The organism is Streptomyces sp. NPDC050732 (assembly GCF_040654255.1).
Classification (GTDB): Bacteria; Actinomycetota; Actinomycetes; order Streptomycetales; family Streptomycetaceae; genus Streptomyces.
Map to the genome: position 1 here is coordinate 55,336 of NZ_JBFAHP010000034.1, position 16,074 is coordinate 71,409.

Sequence of the window (16,074 nt, forward strand, 5' to 3'; positions counted from 1 at the left end):
CCCAGATGCTGCACCGCCCCGCGCCCCAGCATCCGGAGAAACGCCAAGGGCCGCCGCACCGGGTGGTGCGGCGGCCCTCAGTTCGAGCGAAGCGAGCGAGTCGATCAAGCCGACCGAATCGAGCGTGACGGTGTGCGGGTCAGCGCACGTCGCCCATGAGCCCGCTGACCTTCTTGCGCGCCATGTAGACCGAGATGCCCGCGAGCACCGCGGCCGTGGCCTCCAGGGCGACCATGCCCCGGCCGTTGAGGTCGACGCCGGCGATGGCGAGCATGCCGGTCACGCTGTCACCCGCGGTGACGGCGAGGAAGAAGACACCCATCATCTGGGAGGCGTACTTCGCGGGCGCCATCTTCGTGGTCAGGGAGAGGCCCACGGGGGAGAGGCACAGCTCGGCGACCGTGTGCATCAGGAAGATCAGCACCAGCCACCACATGGTGACCTTCGTGTCGCCGGTGGCCATGCCCATCGGGACGAGGAACACGAAGAACGAGGCGCCGGCCATCGCCAGGGCGAAGGAGAACTTCACGATCGTGCTGGGCTCGCGGTCGCTGCGGGCCATCTTGATCCACAGGGCCGCGAAGACCGGGGCGAGCAGCATGATGAAGCCCGGGTTCAGCGACTGGAACAGCGTGTTCGGCATCTCCCAGCCGAAGATGTCCCGGGAGGTGTGGGAGTCACCGAAGAGAGACAGCGTCGACGCGCCCTGGTCGAAGATCATCCAGAAGATCGCGGCGGCCACGAAGAACCAGATGAACGCCGTCATCTTGGTCTGCTCTTCGGTGTTGAGCTCCTTGTCCCGCTTGATCTTGACGAGGACCGCGACGGGGATCAGCAGACCGGCGACGGTGATCGGGAGCAGCGCCCAGTTCAGGGTCAGGCGGTAGACGTCGGTGAAGGCCACGACGAGGTAGAACGCCGCGATGACGGCGACGGCACCCAGCGTCTTGACGATGACGCCGCGCTTTTCCTCGGCGGACAGCGGGTTCGGGACCTTGCTGCTCTCCGCGGACAGGTGGCGGGAACCGACCATGAACTGGATCGCGCCGAGCGCCATGCCGATCGCGGCCAGGCCGAAGCCCAGGTGCCAGTTGACCTTCTCGCCGAGAATGCCGATGGCGAAGGGCGCGGCGAAGGCACCGAGGTTGATGCCCATGTAGAAGATGGTGAAGCCACCGTCGCGGCGGAGGTCCTTCGGGTCGCTGTAGAGCTGGCCGACCATCGTCGAGATGTTGGCCTTCAGCAGACCCGAGCCGACCGCGACCAGGGCCAGGCCGACGAAGAACATCGCCGAGCTCGGCAGCGCGAGGCACACGTGACCGGCGACGATCACGCAGCTCGCGATGGCGACGGTCTTCCGGGCGCCCCAGACGCGGTCTCCGATCCAGCCGCCGGGCATGGCCATGAGATAGACCATGGCCACGTAGACGGAGTAGATGGCCGTGGCGGCCGCCGCGGTGTACGCAAGGCCGCCGCCCTGGCTGCCGGTCGCCGCGTCGGCGCCGCCGGAAACCAGGTAGAGCACGAGCAGGGCGCGCATGCCGTAGTAGGAGAACCGCTCCCACATTTCGGTCATGAACAGAGTGGCCAGGCCGCGGGGGTGGCCGAAGAAGGTCTTCTCGGTGCCAGGGGTGCTGGCGGAGTCCTTCGTCAGGCTGGACGCCATGGGTCGATCCTCGTGGGTTCGGGACGCGCGCGGCAGGAGCGTGAGCGCGCCCGGTGGGGGGCGGTCGGCACCGTCGTCGTACCGCCCGACCCCACGCCCGGGGGAGGTTCTCGCCTCCGCGTGAGGAGGTGAGGAGCGGTGACTCCGGGATCCACACCCTGGGCGCATCCTCGCGCGCAGGGCCCGACCACAGGTCATTCCTTTCAAGGCCAGCAGAACCGGCCCGCACATAAAAGAGACCTAAGGCCGCACAGTGGGCCAAAGGTCCTTGAGTAGTGCATGAGGCGTTGGGTCACCATACGACACGTCAGGGATGCATATGGAAGGACTTGAGAGATGGATCACAGGTTTCGCTGCAACCAACAGCGCACAATCAAAGGTGTTTCCTAAGATCACTTCCCAGAGCCGCAGGCTCGGCCCTCCACTGTGCGATCACCTCCCGGGCGTTGTCCACAGCGGACTACCATCACCCCATGACCCGTGTACTGCTCGCCGAGGACGACGCGTCCATCTCGGAGCCGCTGGCCCGTGCCCTGCGCAGGGAGGGTTACGAGGTCGAAGTCCGCGAGGACGGCCCGACCGCTCTCGACGCAGGCCTGCAGGGCGGTGTGGATCTTGTCGTACTAGATCTGGGGCTGCCCGGGATGGACGGCCTTGAGGTCGCCCGCCGGCTGCGGGCCGACGGGCTCACGGTGCCGATCCTCATCCTGACCGCGCGCGCCGACGAGGTGGACACCGTCGTCGGGCTCGACGCCGGCGCCGACGACTACGTGACCAAGCCCTTCCGCCTCGCCGAGCTGCTCGCCCGGGTCCGGGCCCTGCTGCGGCGCGGCGCCACGGAGCACAAGGAGGCGCCCGCCACGCACGGCGTGCGCATCGACGTGGAGTCGCACCGCGCGTGGATGGGCGAGGAGGAGCTCCAGCTCACCGCCAAGGAGTTCGATCTCCTCCGGGTCCTGGTGCGCGACGCGGGCCGCGTCGTCACCCGCGACCAGCTGATGCGCGAGGTCTGGGACACGACGTGGTGGTCCTCCACGAAGACCCTCGACATGCACATCTCCTGGCTCCGCAAGAAGCTGGGCGACGACGCGGCGAATCCTCGCTACATCGCGACGGTACGAGGCGTAGGTTTCCGCTTCGAGAAGAGCTGACCTCACCCCTGCGGGGGCGGTGCGCGCAGGTTGCCCGCGCCCCTGACGGGGCCCGGATCCGAGAGACTGTGCAGATGCGCCGTCGCCTGATCAACAGCACCCTCGCCGTCGTCCTCGTAGTGATCGCGGTCTTCGGGGTGAGCCTCGTCATCGTAGAGACGAGGACCATCAGCAGCAGCGCCCAGGAACGCGTCGACTCCGAGGCGCTGCGCCTCGCCAGCATCGTCGACAGCCGGCTGATCAGCGAGGAGAAGATCACCGGCGCCATCCTCCGGGACCAGGTCGCCACCGACCGGTACGCGCGCATCGAGATCCCGGGCCGCAAGCCCATCGAGATCGGCACCCGCCCCACCGGCGACGTCATCAGCGCCACCCGCCCCGGCGAGCAGCGCGAGAAGGTCACCGTCCAAGAGCCGCGGGCGGCGGTCACCCGCGAGGTCGGCCGCACCCTGCTGATCATCGCCGCCGTGGCGCTGCTCGCCATCGTCGCGGCGGTACTGCTCGCCGTACGCCAGGCCAACCGCCTCGCCTCCCCGCTCACCGACCTCGCCGAGACCGCGGAGCGCCTCGGCTCGGGCGACCCCCGTCCCCGCCACAAGCGGTACGGCGTACCGGAGCTGGACCGCGTCGCCGACGTCCTGGACTCCTCGGCCGAGCGCATCGGCCGCATGCTGACCGCCGAACGGCGCCTCGCCGCCGACGCCTCGCACCAGCTGCGCACCCCGCTGACCGCGCTCTCCATGCGCCTGGAGGAGATCACCGTCACCGACGAGCTGGACACGGTGAAGGAGGAGGCGACGATCGCGCTGGCCCAGGTCGAGCGGCTGACCGACGTCGTGGAGCGGCTGCTCACCAACTCCCGTGACCCGCGCACCGGTTCGGCCGTCGCCTTCGACCTGGACGAGGTCGTCAAGCAGCAGTTGGAGGAGTGGCGCCCCGCCTACCGCAGCGCGGGCCGCGCCATCGTCAGCTCCGGCAAGCGGCACCTGGAGGCGGTGGGCACGCCGGGCGCGGTCGCCCAGGTGCTCGCCGCGCTGATCGAGAACTCGCTGATGCACGGCGGCGGCACGGTCGCACTGCGGACCCGCGTCACCGGCAACCAGGCGGTCATCGAGGTCACGGACGAGGGTCCCGGCGTCCCCGCCGACCTCGGCGCCCGCATCTTCGAGCGGACCATCAGCGGCCGGAACTCGACGGGAATCGGCCTCGCGGTGGCGCGGGATCTGGCCGAGGCGGACGGTGGCCGCCTCGAAATGCTGCAGACGCAGCCGCCGGTCTTCGGGCTCTTCCTGTCGCGTACGCCGCCGTCGAAGGGCACGGACGGCGAAGCGGAGGACAAGGACAAGCCGGTCCGCTAGCGGATGGAGACGGTTCGCTAGCGGACGGAGACGGTTCGCTAGCGGACCACGGGCTTCTCGTCCGTCTTCTCGCCGTCCGCCGTCTCCAGGAACGATTCGGCATGGGCGGTGACGGTCTCGCTCACGGGCAGCGCCTTGAACACCCAGGTGCGGTACGACCAGAAGCGGAAGAGCGTCGCGATGCCCATGCCCAGGAACTTGAAGAAGTTGGCCTGGAGCCGGCCGTCCCAGCCGAACCAGTACGTCGCGGCGTAGAGCACACCGTTCTCGATCACCAGGCCGACCGCGCTGAACAGCAGGAAGAGCGTGAGTTCCTTGGTGCGCCCGGTCTTGTCACGGTCCCTGTACGTGAAGTAGCGGAACCCCACGTAGTTGAAGGCGATGGCGACCACCGTGGCGACGACGCTCGCGCGCACCACATGGAGGTCGGTGACGTGCCGCACGAGGTTGAAGACACCGAAGTTCACCAGCGTCCCGACCGCCCCCACGGCCCCGAATTTGGCGACCTCACGCCAGACCTGGTCCAGCCGCACGCGCAGTGCGCCCCGTTCCGTCATGGTGTCGCCCCAGCCCCCGTCGATTCCGTACCGGTCGTTCGTACCGGTCGTGTACGTGCCGACGGATTGGTGATTCGGTCGTGTCGACCCAGCCATGCTAACCAGCGGGCCTCCCCGGCGCGCGCGGGCGCCCGGACACTGTGCCCGCGCTGTGACGACAGGCGCCAGGAGGTGCTGGATCCGGCCGTTGCCGGGTGGCCGATACCGGCCGATACCCTGGGGGCGTGACGTTCCCGGTAGTCGGCATGGTCGGCGGCGGTCAGCTCGCCCGCATGACCCACGAGGCGGGCATCCCCCTCGGCCTGAAATTCAAGCTCCTCAGTGACACCCCGCAGGATTCCGCGGCGCAGGTCGTCGGCGAAGTCGTCATCGGCGACTATCGCGACCTCGACACGCTGCGTGACTTCGCGCGGGGCTGCGACGTGATCACCTTCGATCACGAACACGTACCCACCGAGCATCTACGGGCCCTGGAGGCGGACGGCATCCCCGTGCGCCCGGGGCCCGACGCGCTGGTGCACGCCCAGGACAAGGGCGTGATGCGCGAGAAGCTCACGGAGATCGGCGTGCCGTGCCCGCGCCACCGGATCGTGAGGGACCCGGCCGACGTGGCCGCCTTCGCGGCCGAGGGGGCGGGTGACGGCGGTGACGGGTTCCCGGTCATCCTGAAGACGGTGCGTGGTGGCTATGACGGAAAGGGGGTGTGGTTCGTACGTTCCGTCGAGGACGCCGAAGACCCCTTCCGGGCCGGTGTCCCGGTGCTCGCCGAGGAGAAGGTCGACTTCGTGCGCGAACTGGCGGCGAACGTCGTCCGCTCGCCGCACGGCCAGGCCGTCGCCTACCCCGTCGTCGAGTCCCAGCAGGTCGACGGCGTCTGCGACACGGTCATCGCCCCGGCCCCCGGCCTGAGCGAGGCGCTGGCCGGCGAGGCCCAGGAGCTGGCGCTGCGCATCGCCCAGGAGCTCGGCGTGGTCGGCCACCTCGCGGTCGAGCTCTTCGAGACGCCCGACGGCCGCATCCTCGTCAACGAACTGGCGATGCGCCCGCACAACTCCGGCCACTGGACGCAGGACGGCGCGATCACCTCGCAGTTCGCCAACCACGTCCGCGCCGTCCTCGACCTGCCGCTCGGCGACCCGCGCCCGCGCGCCAAGTGGACCGTGATGGCCAACGTCCTCGGCGGGGACTACCCCGACATGTATGCCGCGTACCTGCACTGCATGGCCCGCGACCCGCAGCTCAAGATCCACATGTACGGCAAGGACGTGAAGCCCGGCCGCAAGGTCGGCCACGTGAACACCTACGGCGACGATCTGGACGAGGTCCTCGACCGCGCCCGCCACGCAGCCGGCTACCTCAGAGGAACGATCACCGAATGACCTCCCCCGTTGTTGGCATCGTCATGGGCTCGGACTCCGACTGGCCGGTGATGGAGGCCGCCGCCAAGGCCCTCGACGAGTTCGAGATCCCCTTCGAGGTCGACGTCGTCTCCGCGCACCGCATGCCGCACGAGATGATCGCGTACGGCGAGCAGGCCGCGGACCGCGGCCTCAAGGCGATCATCGCGGGCGCGGGCGGCGCCGCCCACCTGCCCGGCATGCTCGCCTCGGTGACGCCGCTGCCGGTCATCGGCGTCCCCGTCCCCCTGAAGTACCTGGACGGCATGGACAGCCTCCTGTCCATCGTGCAGATGCCCGCGGGCGTCCCGGTGGCGACGGTCTCCGTCGGCGGCGCGCGCAACGCAGGGCTGCTCGCGGCCCGCATCCTCGCCGCGCACGACCCCGAACTCCTCGCCCGCATGCGGGAGTTCCAGCAGGAGCTGAACGACCAGGCCACGGAGAAGGGCAAGCGGCTGCGCGCCAAGGTCGAGGGAGCGGGTTCCGGATTCGGCTTCGGCTCGGGGAAGTGACCGGCACAGTGACGGGTATGACGCATCCGGAGAAGCTGGAAGAAGCACGGGCCCTGCTCGCCGAGTTCCCCGTCGCCGACGGCCACAACGACCTGCCGTGGGCGCTGCGCGAGAAGGCCGGTTACGACATGGGCCGGCTCGACATCGCCGCCGACCAGACGGGCAGGCTCCACACGGACATCGCCCGGCTGCGCGCGGGCGGCGTCGGCGCGCAGTTCTGGTCGGTCTACGTCCGTACGGACCTGGCCGGCGACGCCGCGGTCAGCGCCACGTTCGAACAGGTCGACTGCGTCGACCAGTTGCTGACGCGCTACCCCGCGGACCTGGCCCGTGCCCTGACGGCCGCGGACATGGAGCGGGCCCGCGGCGAGGGCCGCATCGCCTCCCTGATGGGCGCCGAGGGCGGCCACTCCATCAACAACTCCCTGGCCACACTGCGGGCGTTGCACACCCTCGGTGTCCGCTACATGACGCTCACGCACAACGACAACATCGCGTGGGCGGACTCGGCGACGGACGATCCTGGCGTCGGCGGCCTCTCGCCCTTCGGCCACGAGGTCGTGCGCGAGATGAACCGCATGGGCATGCTCGTGGACCTCTCCCACGTGGCGGCGACGACGATGCGGGCGGCCCTGGACACCTCCGTGGCGCCGGTGATCTTCTCCCACTCGTCCGCGCGGGCGGTGTGCGACCACCCGCGCAACATCCCGGACGACGTCCTGGAGCGGCTGCCCGGCAACGGCGGCGTGGCGATGGCGACCTTCGTCCCGAAGTTCGTCCTCCAGGCGGCGGTCGACTGGACGACGGCGGCCGACGAGAACATGCGGGCCCACGGCTTCCACCACCTGGACACGACACCGGAGGCCATGAAGGTCCACGCGGCCTTCGAGGAGCGCAACCCCCGCCCCGTCGCCACCGCCGCGACGGTCGCCGACCACCTCGACCACATGCGCGAGGTGGCGGGCATCGACCACATCGGCATCGGCGGCGACTACGACGGCACGGCGTTCACCCCGTCCGGCCTGGACGACGTCGCGGGCTACCCGAACCTGCTCGCGGAACTCCTGACCCGCGGCTGGTCGAAGCCCGACCTGGCGAAGCTCACGTGGCGGAACACGGTACGAGTGCTGGGCGCGGCGGAGGACGTGGCGCGGGATCTGCAGTCCCGCGGGGGCCCGTCCATCGCCACACTTGAGCAGTTGGACGGCTGAGTACTGCTGTACGCCGATGGGGTGCCACCCGGCCGGGCGGCACCCCATCGACGTATCAACTCGTCCGCGGTTACGGCAGGTTCCGCGCCATCACAATGCGCTGCACCTGATTCGTGCCCTCGTAGATCTGCGTGATCTTCGCATCACGCATCATGCGCTCGACCGGGTAGTCCCGCGTGTACCCGTACCCGCCGAGAAGCTGCACCGCGTCCGTCGTGACCTCCATCGCCACGTCCGACGCGAAGCACTTCGCGGCCGCGCCCTGGAACGTGAGGTCGCTGTCGCCGCGCTCCGACTTGGCGGCGGCGGCGTACGTCAGCTGGCGCGCGGCCTCCACCTTCATCGCCATGTCGGCGAGCATGAACTGGACGCCCTGGAAGTCGCCGATCGGCTTGCCGAACTGCTTGCGCTCCTTGACGTAACCCTTGGCGTAGTCGAGGGCGCCCTGCGCGATGCCGAGGGCCTGTGCCGCGATGGTGATGCGGGTGTGGTCCAGGGTCTTCATGGCGGTCGCGAAGCCCGTGCCCTCCTCGCCGATCATGCGGTCGGCGGGGATGCGGACGTTGTCGAGGTAGACCTCGCGGGTGGGGGAGCCCTTGATGCCGAGCTTCTTCTCCGGCGCGCCGAAGGAGACGCCCTCGTCGCTCTTCTCGACCACGAAGGCGCTGATGCCCTTGGAGCGCTTCTCCGGGTCGGTCACGGCCATCACCGTGTAGTACTCGGAAACGCCCGCGTTGGTGATCCAGCGCTTGACGCCGTTGAGCACCCAGTAGTCGCCGTCGCGCACGGCCTTGGTCTTCATACCCGCCGCGTCCGAACCGGCGTCCGGCTCGGAGAGGCAGTACGAGAACATGCCCTCGCCGTTCGCCAGCGGCGACATGTACTTCTTCTTCAGCTCCTCGGAGCCGGAGAGGATGACGGGCAGCGAGCCGAGCTTGTTGACCGCGGGGATCAGCGACGAGCTGGCGCAGACGCGCGCCACTTCCTCGATCACGATGACGGTCGCAAGCGCGTCGGCGCCCGCGCCGCCGTAGCTCTCCGGGACGTGCACGGCGTGCAGGTCGTTGGCGACGAGCGCGTCGTGGGCCTCCTGCGGGAAGCGGGCCTCCTCGTCCACCGCGGCGGCGAACGGGGCGATCTTCGCCTCGGCCAGCGAGCGGATCGCGTCCCGGAGCATGCCGTGCTCCTCGGACGGGCGGTACAGGTCGAAATCAGCCGATCCGGCCAAGGTCTCTCACGCTCCAAGGATGCTAATTACCGTTAAGTAACCCAAATTTTAGTGGCGCCTCCGGTGCGAGGGATACGTGAGCTTGGCGACAACGGGGACACAGCGGGAATCGTGCCCGGTGAGAGGCTTGGACACGCGCGAACTATGCTCGGTCAGCGCACTGAAGCCTCAGACCCCTGGAGCACCGCATGGCCCTCAAGATCACCGTGATCGGCACCGGCTATCTCGGCGCCACGCACGCCGCGGCCATGGCCGAACTGGGCTACGAGGTGCTGGGTCTCGACGTCGTGCCCGAGAAGGTCGAGCTGCTCCAGCGGGGCGAGGTCCCCATGTACGAGCCCGGCCTCGAAGAGCTCCTCCGCAAGCACGTCGCGGGCATCGAGGGGTCCAGCGGCCGGCTGCGCTTCACGATGGACCCGGCGGAGGCCGCCGACTTCGGCGACGTCCACTTCATCTGCGTGAACACCCCGCAGAAGCACGGTGAGTACGCCTGCGACATGTCGTACGTCGACACCGCCTTCGAGTCGCTCGCCAAGCACCTCACCAGGGCTGCGCTCGTCGTCGGCAAGTCCACCGTCCCGGTCGGCAGCGCGGACCGGCTCGCGGCGCGCCTCGCCGAGCTCGCCCCGGCGGGCGACGAGGTCGAGCTGGCCTGGAACCCGGAGTTCCTGCGGGAGGGCTTCGCCGTGCAGGACACGCTGCACCCCGACCGGATCGTGGTCGGCGTGCGCAGCGAGCGCGCGGAGAAGCTCCTTCGCGAGGTGTACGCGACACCGATCGCGGAGGGCTCGCCCTTCGTCGTCACGGACTTCCCGACCGCCGAACTCGTGAAGACCTCCGCCAACTCCTTCCTCGCCACGAAGATCTCCTTCATCAACGCCATGGCCGAGGTGTGCGAGGCGGCGGGCGGCGACGTCGTGAAGCTGGCGGAGGCCCTCGGCCACGACGACCGGATCGGCAAGAAGTTCCTGCGGGCCGGGATCGGCTTCGGCGGCGGCTGCCTGCCGAAGGACATCCGGGCCTTCATGGCGCGCGCGGGCGAGCTCGGCGCCGACCAGGCCCTGACCTTCCTGCGCGAGATCGACTCCATCAACATGCGGCGGCGCGGCCAGATGGTCGAGATGGCGCGCGAGGCGCTGGGCGGCGGCTCCTTCCTCGGCAAGCGGGTCGCGGTCCTCGGCGCCACCTTCAAGCCGGACTCGGACGACGTGCGGGACTCCCCGGCCCTGAACGTGGCAGGACAGATCCACCTCCAGGGCGGCCAGGTCACCGTGTACGACCCCAAGGGCATGGTGAACGCCCGCAGGCTCTTCCCCACCCTCGGCTACGCGGACACGGCGCTGGACGCCGTCCGGGGCGCCGACGTCGTCCTGCACCTCACGGAGTGGCGCGAGTTCCGCGAGCTGGACCCGGCGGAGCTCGCCTCGGTGGCGGCGGCCCCCATCGTCCTCGACGGCCGGAACGCGCTGGACCCCGTGGCGTGGCGGGCCGCCGGCTGGACGTACCGCGCGATGGGACGTCCGGCCGCATAGGGGTGAATATGGGGTGAGTGGGAACTCGTCCGTCCCGGCGCCCGCCGTGGCGCCGGGGACGCGAGAGACACGAGCCCCGAGACGCGAGGAGACGAGATGGACACCACGCGACCCATCGCCGAACTGCGCAACGTCGTCTTCGACTGCCCCGACCCACGAGCCCTCGCCGAGTTCTACGCCGCGATCATCGGCGGCACCATCGAGGACGACGGCGACTGGGTCGACCTCGTGACGCCCGGCCGCGTCAAGGTGTCGTTCCAGAGGGTGCCTGACCTGCACCCGCCGGAGTGGCCGCGCGCCGACGTGAACGCGCAGCAGGTCCACCTGGACCTGGACGCGGGCCGCACCGTCGAGGAGATCGACGCCGCCGAGGAGAAGGTGCTCGCGCTCGGCGCGCGCCCCCTCGACCTGGACGACGACGGCGGCAAGCGCGACTTCCGCGTCTACGCCGACCCGGTCGGCCACCCGTTCTGCCTCTGCAAGATCCCCTGACCCGCTCCCGGCGAGCGGGACGGGCTCTCAGCCGTCCAGACGGTCCCTCGTCGCCGTCGACGCGGGCCGCCGCTGCCTGGCGGCCCGCGCCGTGAAGTCCGCGCCGCGCAGCGCGCGTTGCACGTTGCCCCAGGTGAGCAGCGCCAACTCGGCCTCGGGCCAGTCGCGTTCGATGAGCTCGGCGATCAGCCGCGGATAGCTCGACGGGTCGGGGAGACCGTGCGGGTGCGCCTCGTAGGTGTCGTACGTACCGGAGATGCCGACGCACTCCGGCCCCGCGACCCGGCGTACATGATCGAGGTGGTCCGCCACGTCCCGCACCGAGGGGCCGGTGCGCTCGGCGGTCAGCGGCACGAGGCACAGGCCCTTGGCGTCGCCCACCGCGGCCAGCATCTCGTCCGTGAGGTTCGCCGGATGGCCGTTCAGGGCGCGGGCCCCCGAGCGCATGAAGACCACCGGGGCCTTGGAGACGGCGAGCACCCGCCGCGCCGTCACCTCGGCCGCGCCGGACAGGTCGGCGAGGACCCCGAGCCGGTTCATCTCCCGGACGACCTCCTCGCCGAACGGGGTGAGCCCGGCCGTGCCCGCCCATGACGTGCCGGAGAGGGTCACCACGCTCAGGCCGAGGCTGTGCAGCATGCGCAGGGTGCCCAGGGAGTCGCCGAGCGCGGTGCCGCGGGCCGGGCCGATGAGGGTGGCGATGCGGCCGCAGTTGCGCGCGTCGGCGGCCTCCGAGGCGTTGTGGGCCATCCGCAGGGCCTCGGGGTGGGCGGCGACGACCTGCTTCACGAGGTCGATCTGGTCGAGTGTGGCGCCGATGGTGCGGTCCGCGCCGTCGGCGGCGTGCCCCTCGGGCACGTGCACGGACCAGAACTGCGCGCCGACCCGGCCCCCGCGCAGCCGCGGGACGTCGCTCTCCAGGACGCTGTCGCCCGTGTCGAAGTCGTGCCAGGCGAGTTGGCGCAGCGCCCAGGGCAGGCCGCTGTATCCGTCGGCGACCGGATGGGCGGCGAGCAGGGCGCGGGCCCGCTCGGCGGGGTCGGCGCACCGGATCGGCTCGGGGTCCGGCTGCGGTTCGGGGCCGGGCTCGGGGTCGGGCGGGGCGAGGGGCGGGTCGAGCGCCCCCGCCTCGGCGGTGGTGTTCAGTTCCTCCTGCAGGTCTGCCATGGCGGGTGCTCCGGACGTCGGCGGGTGGCAGTTCGAATAAACCGTGGCACGGAGCGGCCACGGCTTCGCGGCGGACGGAGCGTTCGGAGTACCCGCCGGTCCCGGCTACCCGGAGACCGTGACCTTCTCGTCGTTGTTCAGCTGCTCGACGAGCTGCTTGACCTTGGCCTTGTCCCAGAGGACGTTGCCGCCCGCCATGCCGGCGACCGGGATGTTCATCGACTTGCCTTCGCCGCCGGTGACGCCCTTCATCGCCCAGAACATGGAAGCCACGTCGAACAGGCCCATGTCCTTGTCGACGACCAGGGTGTCCAGGCCCGCGCCCATCGTCGGGTAGAGCTTGAACGGGTTCATGACCGTGCCGGGGGTCGCGGCCTGGTTGGCGAGGGACGCGAGGAACTTCTGCTGGTTCTTCGTGCGGTCCAGGTCGCTGCTGAACGCGTGCCGGGTGCGGACGAAGGCCAGGGCCTCCTGCCCGTTGAGCGTCTGCTTGCCGGCCTCGAAGTCGGCGCCCGAGTACTTGTCCTTGAATGCCTTGGGGATGTCCATCTCGACGCCGCCGACCGCGTCCACGATCTTGGCGAAGCCGCCGAAGCCGATCTCGGCGTAGTGGTCGATCCGCAGGCCGGTGTTGTACTCCACGGTCCGTACGAGGAGCTCGGGGCCGTCCTCCGCGTACGCGGCGTTGAGCTTCGTCTGGCGGCCCTGGTTCGGGTAGAGCTTGCCGGACTCGGCGCCCTTGAAGGAGGGGATCGTGACGTTCGAGTCGCGGGGCAGCGAGATCATGGTGTTCCCGCCGTCGTCCGCGACGTGCAGGATCATCATCGAGTCGGTGCGCTTGCCCTCGGCGGAGCCCGTGTGGAGCTCCTTCTTCTCCTCGTCGGACATGCCCTCGCGGCTGTCGGAGCCCACGATCAGGTAGTTCGTGCCCGCGCCGCCCTCGGGCCGCTCGATGACCTTGGAGAGGTCGACCTCGCGCTTGAGCTTGGAGTCGGCCCAGAAGTACGTGGCGACGGAGGTCACGACCAGCACGCTCACGAGCGTGATCGAGCCCCACTTGACGCGCTTGCGCCAGTTCGGCGCGGGGCGCGCGGCGCGCGGCGGCTGTCCGGTGCCGCCCTGGCCGCCGGCGGGCTGGCCGTAGACCTGGCCGGTGTTGTAGCCGCTGTCGTACGCGTTGGCCGGACCCTGGCCGTACGGGTCCTGGCGCGGGGTGCGCGGCTCGAAGACCTCGTCGCGGGCGTCGCCGTACGGCTGTCCGTCGCCGTACTGCCGGTCGTCGTACCCGTCGTCGTACGCGGGCTGCTGCGGGACCCCGCCGGGCGGCGGACCGGCCGGACGTGAGGGCCGGCCGCGCTGGACGTGCCGCATCGCGCGGGCCCCCTCGGGCTGGGAGTTCCCGCTGCCGCGGCCGTATCCCCGGCCGCCACCCTGATCGTCAGGCCAATCGCTCATGTGGCCCAGTGTGCCGCTTCGGGGGCCGCGCCTTACAGGGCGGTCGGGAATTCGGTTCAGGGCTGTTGCAGAGCTGATGCAAAGCGGCCGACGAGGAGTCGGACATACGTCCGACATAGGGTGGAGGGCATGACAGACCAGGCTCCCCGTTGGGCAGCGTCCATTCCGGGGGAAAACGACCGGACCCCCGGGGCGATTCCGGGCAAGCCGACCTCGGCCTCCCGCACCACGCTCAGCCACATCATGACCCACAACGACACCAACCTCCTCGGCACGGTGCACGGTGGCGTGATCATGAAACTGGTGGACGACGCGGCGGGAGCCGTCGCCGGACGCCACTCGGGCGGGCCCGCTGTCACCGCGTCGATGGACGAGATGGTCTTTCTTGAGCCGGTCCGCGTGGGCGACCTCGTTCATGTGAAAGCCCAGGTCAACTGGACCGGACGCAGCTCCATGGAGGTCGGTGTCCGGGTCCTCGCCGAGCGGTGGAACGAGTCGACGCCCGCCCAGCAGGTCGGCTCGGCCTACCTCGTCTTCGCGGCGGTCGACGCGGACGGCAAGCCCCGCACGGTCCCGCCGGTCGTCCCCGAGACGGACCGCGACCGCCGCCGCTACCAGGAGGCCCAGATCCGCCGCACCCACCGCCTGGCCCGCCGCCGGGCGATCAAGGAGCTGCGGGAGGCACGGGCCGCCGAGGGCTTCGACGACTGAGGCGACAGAAGCGATCGGCGCCACTTAGGGGTGTGCCGGTCAGGGATGTCAGGGGCAGACCACCTGATCCCCGGTGACCACCCCGAACTCGCCCTCGTGGACGTCCTCGGCCCGCACCGGCCGTACCGCCCTGAAGTCCTTGCCCGCGATCACCTTCAGCGTGGCGCCCTGCCCGGGCACCTGCCGCATCTCGCACCCCGGCAGCGCCGTGGCCAGTGTCTTCGCCGACCGGTCCCACCGCGGGTCGAACGCGACGACGGTCCGCTCGACGGGCCTCGCAGGGGCGCCCGGCACGTTCCCCGGCACCCCCGTGGTCCGGAAGCCGGTCGCCCGCAGCCCCGCGTCGACCTGCTGCCCGAGCCCCGGCGCCCCGGTGCCGTTGTCCACCTGGACCCGGATCTGCTGCGGTGCGACATCGACCAGCGTGCCCTTGGCCCGGACACGGTGGGGCGCGAGCGGCCGGTCCTCGCGCAGCGCCTGGAACAGCCTCGCGGACTTCTCCGGGTGCCACTTCAGGGTCGAGCCGATGCCCGGCACGACCTGTCCCGTGGGGCTCAGCGGCACGGTCGTGAACTCCGACGACGATGGCGAGAAGCCCCGCATCGCCCGCCCGAGCTCCAGCATCTCGTCCGTGCCGAAGCCGCCGTCCGCCCGCACCGAGCCGAGCAGCGTCCGCGTCACGTCGCGGAACTTGACCGGGTTCAGCAGCACCCCGCCGCTCGTCGCCTTTGCGATCAGCGCCGCGAGGAAACGCTGCTGGCGCTGCATGCGGCCCAGGTCGGACGCCCCGTCGACGTACCGGGAACGGACGTACTGGAGCGCCTCGCCACCGTTCATGAGGTGGGTGCCCTCGCCCAGGCTGAGCCCGGTGTGCGAGTCCTTCAGCGGCCGCGCCGTGCAGATCTCCACGCCGCCGAGCACGTCCACGGTCTTCATGAAGCTGAGGAAGTCGACCTCCAGATAGTGGTCGATCTTGACCTTCGTCATGTGCTCGACGGTGCGCACCGTGAGGTTCGGGCCGCCCTCCGCGTAGGCCGCGTTGAGCTTGTTGGGGTGCGCGCGGTGGTTCTTGCGGGTGGTCAGGTCGGTGTGCGCGGGCAGGTCGGCGTAGCTGTCCCGGGGCAGGCTCACGACGCTGGCGCGGTTCCGGTCCTCCGAGATGTGCACGATCATGATCGTGTCCGTGCAGTGGCAGGGGGCGCCGCCGAGGCGGTACTTCGCCTTCTCCTCGGGCGTGATCTTGTCGCGGCCGTCGGTGCCGACGAGCAGGACGTTCATGCCGTTGCCCTGCGCGGGCCTGTTCTTCATGTCCCGGAAGGCGTCCACCCGCCTGATGCCCGTGTCGAGGCTGGTGACCACGGAGTGCCCGATACCGGCCGCGACGAGCACCGCCACCGAAAGACCGGTCACCGCCCGCATCACCCAGCGCGGCCGCTTCCCCCGCCCCGCGCGCTTCCGGACGGGCCTTCTGTCCGGTGGGCCGGGGCGGCGCGGTCGTGGCGTGGGGGAGCGGGGCGGTGTGGGCACGTTGGGGAGCACCTCCGCGTGACGGGCCGTGGCGCGGGCGTGGACGAGCCGGTGACCCGAGAAACGTAAGCCCATACGAAATGCGGCCCGGGGTAGCGACCCGGACGGCG

At 70.3% G+C, this 16,074-nt stretch carries 14 protein-coding genes; 8 read left to right on the plus strand and 6 right to left on the minus strand.

Annotated features, from left to right (window positions below):
• Positions 1-139: 139 nt before the first annotated feature.
• Positions 140-1,666 carry an oligopeptide:H+ symporter gene (locus AB0H82_RS27820; RefSeq protein ID WP_362997382.1) on the minus strand — a complete coding sequence of 509 codons (1,527 nt, stop codon included), beginning with the start codon at positions 1,664-1,666 and terminating at the stop codon, positions 140-142.
• 473 nt (positions 1,667-2,139) lie between these two features.
• Here AB0H82_RS27820 and AB0H82_RS27825 point away from each other — a divergent pair, with 473 nt between their 5' ends.
• On the plus strand, positions 2,140-2,817 hold the full coding sequence (locus AB0H82_RS27825) for a response regulator transcription factor (RefSeq protein WP_362997384.1): 678 nt from the start codon (positions 2,140-2,142) through the stop codon (positions 2,815-2,817).
• Between the two features lie 74 nt (positions 2,818-2,891).
• Positions 2,892-4,175: an ATP-binding protein gene (locus tag AB0H82_RS27830; protein ID WP_362997386.1), complete on the plus strand. Its 1,284-nt coding sequence runs from the start codon at positions 2,892-2,894 to the stop codon at positions 4,173-4,175.
• Positions 4,176-4,213: 38 nt separating this feature from the next.
• Here AB0H82_RS27830 and AB0H82_RS27835 read toward each other — a convergent pair whose 3' ends face one another.
• Positions 4,214-4,732, minus strand: coding sequence for a GtrA family protein (locus tag AB0H82_RS27835; protein WP_362997460.1), 519 nt, complete (start codon positions 4,730-4,732; stop codon positions 4,214-4,216).
• A 194-nt stretch (positions 4,733-4,926) separates the two neighbouring features.
• On the opposite strand from AB0H82_RS27835, the gene AB0H82_RS27840 reads away from it, so the two are divergent.
• The 3 genes from AB0H82_RS27840 to AB0H82_RS27850 are packed head-to-tail and all read left to right on the plus strand — an operon-like array spanning position 4,927 to position 7,852.
• Positions 4,927-6,111, plus strand: a complete 1,185-nt coding sequence (locus tag AB0H82_RS27840) for a 5-(carboxyamino)imidazole ribonucleotide synthase (RefSeq protein WP_362997388.1) — start codon at positions 4,927-4,929, stop codon at positions 6,109-6,111.
• The gene (purE, locus tag AB0H82_RS27845; RefSeq protein WP_362997390.1) at positions 6,108-6,641 is read left to right on the plus strand and encodes a 5-(carboxyamino)imidazole ribonucleotide mutase; all 534 of its coding nucleotides are present in this window, start codon (positions 6,108-6,110) and stop codon (positions 6,639-6,641) included. Before AB0H82_RS27840 ends, purE begins: the two co-directional genes overlap by 4 nt.
• A gap of 17 nt (positions 6,642-6,658) precedes the next feature.
• Complete coding sequence (locus tag AB0H82_RS27850) at positions 6,659-7,852, plus strand: dipeptidase (RefSeq protein ID WP_362997392.1); 1,194 nt, start codon at positions 6,659-6,661, stop codon at positions 7,850-7,852.
• Between the two features lie 70 nt (positions 7,853-7,922).
• Here the strand turns inward: AB0H82_RS27850 and AB0H82_RS27855 are convergent, their stop codons facing one another.
• The gene (locus tag AB0H82_RS27855; RefSeq protein WP_362997394.1) at positions 7,923-9,080 is read right to left on the minus strand and encodes an acyl-CoA dehydrogenase family protein; all 1,158 of its coding nucleotides are present in this window, start codon (positions 9,078-9,080) and stop codon (positions 7,923-7,925) included.
• 188 nt (positions 9,081-9,268) lie between these two features.
• Between AB0H82_RS27855 and AB0H82_RS27860 the strand changes: the two genes are divergently transcribed.
• Positions 9,269-10,612 carry a UDP-glucose/GDP-mannose dehydrogenase family protein gene (locus AB0H82_RS27860; RefSeq protein WP_362997396.1) on the plus strand — a complete coding sequence of 448 codons (1,344 nt, stop codon included), beginning with the start codon at positions 9,269-9,271 and terminating at the stop codon, positions 10,610-10,612.
• Positions 10,613-10,708: 96 nt separating this feature from the next.
• Complete coding sequence (locus AB0H82_RS27865; protein ID WP_362997398.1) at positions 10,709-11,104, plus strand: VOC family protein; 396 nt, start codon at positions 10,709-10,711, stop codon at positions 11,102-11,104.
• 27 nt (positions 11,105-11,131) lie between these two features.
• Here the strand turns inward: AB0H82_RS27865 and AB0H82_RS27870 are convergent, their stop codons facing one another.
• Entirely contained in the window at positions 11,132-12,271 is a 1,140-nt protein-coding gene (locus AB0H82_RS27870) for a dipeptidase (RefSeq protein ID WP_362997400.1), read from the minus strand.
• A gap of 105 nt (positions 12,272-12,376) precedes the next feature.
• On the minus strand, positions 12,377-13,726 hold the full coding sequence (locus AB0H82_RS27875; RefSeq protein ID WP_362997402.1) for an LCP family protein: 1,350 nt from the start codon (positions 13,724-13,726) through the stop codon (positions 12,377-12,379).
• Between the two features lie 129 nt (positions 13,727-13,855).
• On the opposite strand from AB0H82_RS27875, the gene AB0H82_RS27880 reads away from it, so the two are divergent.
• On the plus strand, positions 13,856-14,437 hold the full coding sequence (locus AB0H82_RS27880) for an acyl-CoA thioesterase (protein ID WP_362997404.1): 582 nt from the start codon (positions 13,856-13,858) through the stop codon (positions 14,435-14,437).
• A gap of 48 nt (positions 14,438-14,485) precedes the next feature.
• Here AB0H82_RS27880 and AB0H82_RS27885 read toward each other — a convergent pair whose 3' ends face one another.
• A complete protein-coding gene (locus AB0H82_RS27885; RefSeq protein ID WP_362997406.1) occupies positions 14,486-15,856 on the minus strand; it encodes an LCP family protein in 1,371 nt (456 codons plus the stop codon).
• Positions 15,857-16,074: the final 218 nt, after the last annotated feature.